Raw genomic sequence first — 3,723 nt, 5'->3', positions numbered from 1 at the left:
CCAGATGGCGCGCGACGGCGACCTGGTGAAGGTGCGGCTGGGCGTGGGCGCCGGCCTGCTCGAGCCGGGCGAGGGCCTCTATGGCGAGGTCGCCGGCTCGCTCGGCAAGCCCGGGGATCCGAGCGCGGAAGTGCTCTCCATCGCCTACTCGCAGGGCTTCTCCGACGAGTTCCCTCCCGAGGTGATGGACGAGGCGGACCGCATCCGCCCGGTGGTGAGCGCCGAGGAGGCCCAGGGCGAGGGCCGTCGCGACCTGCGCCAGATGGCGCTCGTCACCATCGACGGCGAGGACGCCCGCGACTTCGACGACGCCGTCTATGTCGAGCAGCACCCCCAGGGCTGGCGGCTCGTGGTGGCCATCGCCGACGTGACGCACTACGTGCGCGAGGGCACCGCGCTCAACGCCGAGGCCCTGCGCCGCGCCACCTCCGTCTACCTTCCGGACCGTGTGTTGCCCATGCTCCCCGAGCGGCTCAGCAATGGCATCTGCTCGCTGCGTCCCGACGAGGACCGGCTGTGCATGGTCGCCGACATGGTGCTCGACCCGCGCGGCCGGCTCGTCTCCAGCGAGCTGTACCCGGGCGTCATGCGCAGCCACGCCCGCTGCACCTACAACGAGGTGCAGGACGTGCTCGACGGCAAGGACGTCCCCCACCGCAACGCCTTCAAGCCCCACTTCGAGCGGCTCATGGCCCTGGCCCGCGTGCTCATGCAGATGCGCAAGGAGCGCGGCGCCATCGACTTCAACCTCCCCGAGCACAAGGTGGTGATGGGCGACGACGGCCTGCCCTCGCGCATGGAGCGTCGCGAGCGCAAGGACAGCCACCGGCTCATCGAGGAGTGCATGCTCGCCGCCAACGAGGCGGTGGCGAAGTTCTTCGCCGACCAGCAGCTGCCCAGCGTCTACCGCTACCACGGTGAGCCCGACGAGGAGAAGCTGGCCGTCTTCGCCCAGCTCGCCCAGGCCTACGGCTTCCGCATGCTGCCCTCGGACATTTCCTCCCGGGAGCTCAACACCTTCATGGCCCAGCTCCAGGGCCACCCCGAGGAGCGCGCCCTCAACCAGCTCCTCCTGCGCTCCATGATGCAGGCCGTCTACACGGCCTCCGACATGGGCCACTACGGCCTCGCCGCCGAGTACTACCTCCACTTCACCTCGCCCATCCGCCGCTACCCGGACCTGCTCGTCCACCGGCTCCTCAAGGCCCACTGGGCCCGCGACGGGCAGCAGCGGCCCTCCGGGCAGGTGGAGCGCGAGGAGCAGCAGCTGGAGGACATGGCCGCCCAGAGCTCCGAGCGCGAGCGCGCCGCCATGCAGGTGGAGCGCGAGGTCGTCTCCTTCTACGCGGCCCTCATGATGAAGGACCGCATCGGCGAGGACTTCGACGCCACCGTCACCGGCCTCGTCGAGTTCGGCTTCTTCATCGAGCTGGATGAGGTGCACGTCGAGGGGCTCGTCCGCTCGGACTCGCTCGGGTTCGGCACCCGCTTCGACAAGAACCTGCACTCCTTCACCCTGGGCGGCGGCTTCCGCGTCCGCGTGGGACAGAAGGCCCGCGTGCGGCTCGTCAACGTGAACCTCGCCCTGCGGCGCATCGAGTTCCAGGCCCTGGAGATCGCCGGCAAGGCCATCGAGTCCGTCATCACCGCGGAGACTCAGCACGGGGGTGGGGAGCGTCCGCCTCGGCGCAAGGACGAGCAGGGCAGGGATCGCCGTCAGGAGCGTGGAAATCGCTTCGAGGATCGTCGCAAGCGGCACGAGGCGGGAGCCTGGCGCTCTCCCGAGTCCAAGCAGGCGGCTCCGGTCCAGATCGTCGCGGGCACTGGGGCACCGGAGGCTCCGGTCGAGCGGGTGGTGGAGGCCGCGTCCGTGGCTCCTCCCTCCATGGAGCGCCCGACCGAGGCTCCCGACACGGTACCGACGGTCGCCGATCGCATCCGTGCCCTCGCGGCCCGGGGCCAGGAGACTCGCGAGAAGGTCGAGGAGCCCGTCCGGGCCGTTCCGCCCATGCGGCGCAGGAAGGCCGCTGCCGCCGTCGAGGAGAAGCCCGCGCGTGCGAAGCGGGCCGCTGGGGCGAAGAAGGCTCCGGCTCGCAAGGCCGCCGCGAAGAAGGCCGCGGGTGGTGCCAAGGCGGGTGGGGCGAAGAAGAAGGCCCCGGCTCGCAAGGCCGCCGCCAAGAAGGCTCCCGCCGCGAAGAAGACGGCTCCGGCTCGCAAGGCCGCCGCCAAGAAGGCTCCTACCGCGAAGAAGAAGACCGCGACCGCGAAGCGTGCCGCGGCCCCGAAGTCTCGCGCTCCCGCCGCGAAGAAGGCCGCGGGTGGTGCCAAGGCGAAGGCCAAGGGCGGGGCGAAGAAGACCGCTTCCTCTCGCAAGGGCGGGAAGCGGTAGGGCTCACTCGTGGACCTCGGGCTCACGCCCGGAGGGCCACCACCGTCACGCCGTCTCCGCCCTCGTGGTTCTCTCCCGGGCGGAACATCCGGATGTACGGCGAGGCCGCGAGGTAGTCGCGGATGGCCTGCCTCAGCGCTCCCGTCCCGTGCCCGTGGATGATCAGCGCCGTCTCCTCGCCGCTGCGCATCCCCCGGTCCAGGAACGACTCCACCTCGCCCAGCGCGTCCTCGGCCCTCATGCCTCGCACGTCGCAGCGGTAGTTCGTCGCCTCCACCGCCTCTGGCGCCGCCGCCTTCGCCCTCTGGATCTGCTGCGCCTGCTTGTTGCGCTCCGGGAACTTCGTCTCCTTCGGCTTGCCCAACCGGGTGCCCGACAGCTCCGACACCGGCACGCGCATCTTCATGATGCCCGCCGCCACCACCGCCTGGTCTCCCGTCAGCTCGAGGATCTCCACGTCCTTGTTCAGCCCCGAGTGCCGCACCCACGCGCCCACCCGCAGATCCGCCGGCGCGGGTGCCTCCACCTGGAACAGCTCCGCCCGCGCCGCCTTCGCCCGCTGGTTCGCCTCCTCCGCCCGCTGCAGCAGCTGCGCCCGCGCCTCCGACGCCGCCTTCTCGTTCGACTGCGCCCTCAGCGTCTTCAGCAGCTCCTGCACCTCCACCGCCGCCTGGTCGCTCGCCGCCGCCACCTCCTCGTTGAAGCGCATCAGCCTCGCCTTGCGCTCCCGCTCGAACTGCTGCTTCTGCTCCTCCAACTGCGCGCGCAGCCGCTCGGCCTCCGCCGCCGCCACCTTCGCCCGGTCCAGCTCGTCCTGGAGCTTCCGGCGCTCGTCCTCCGCCGCCGCCAGCGCCTTCGCCAGCGCGCCACCCGCGTTCATCGCCAGGTCCCGCGCTCGGGCGCAGATGTGCTCCGGCAGCCCCATCCGCGACGCCACCTCGATGGCCGACGACGCTCCCGCCGCTCCCAGCTGGAGCTTGTACGTGGGGGCCATCTTCTTCGGGTCGAACCCCACCCGTGCGTTCAGGAAGCGCGGATCCAGGTGCGCCAGCGCCTTCAGCTCCTCCAGGTGCGTGGTCACCAGCACCACCGCCTCCTTGGTGAGGAACTCCTCCAGCACCGCGATGGCGATCGCCGCGCCCTCGCGCGGATCCGTGTCCGCCGCGATCTCGTCGATGAGCACCAGCGAGTTCTTCCCCACCGACAGGGCGATGTTGCGCAGGCTCACCACGTGCGCGCTGAAGGTGGACAGGCCCTGCGACAGATCCTGCGCGTCGCCCACCGTGGAGTGCACCGAGCGGTACAGCGGCATCCGCGAGCCCTCGCCCGCCGGA

The 3,723-nt window shown here is 71.1% G+C and carries 2 protein-coding genes; one reads left to right on the top strand and one right to left on the bottom strand.

Going from position 1 to position 3,723, the window contains the following annotated elements:
* The coding region (locus VF794_RS12380) for a VacB/RNase II family 3'-5' exoribonuclease (protein WP_331109979.1) at nt 1-2,389 on the top strand (2,389 nt) is incomplete at its 5' end.
* Nucleotides 2,390-2,411: 22 nt separating this feature from the next.
* On the opposite strand, the gene VF794_RS12375 is transcribed toward VF794_RS12380, so the two are convergent.
* Nucleotides 2,412-3,723, bottom strand: a 1,312-nt coding sequence (locus VF794_RS12375) for a Smr/MutS family protein (protein WP_331109977.1), incomplete at its 5' end; no start/stop codon positions are given.

The organism is Archangium sp. (assembly GCF_036389735.1).
Lineage (GTDB): Bacteria > Myxococcota > Myxococcia > Myxococcales > Myxococcaceae > Archangium.
This window is presented reverse-complemented; position numbering and strand designations above follow the sequence as displayed.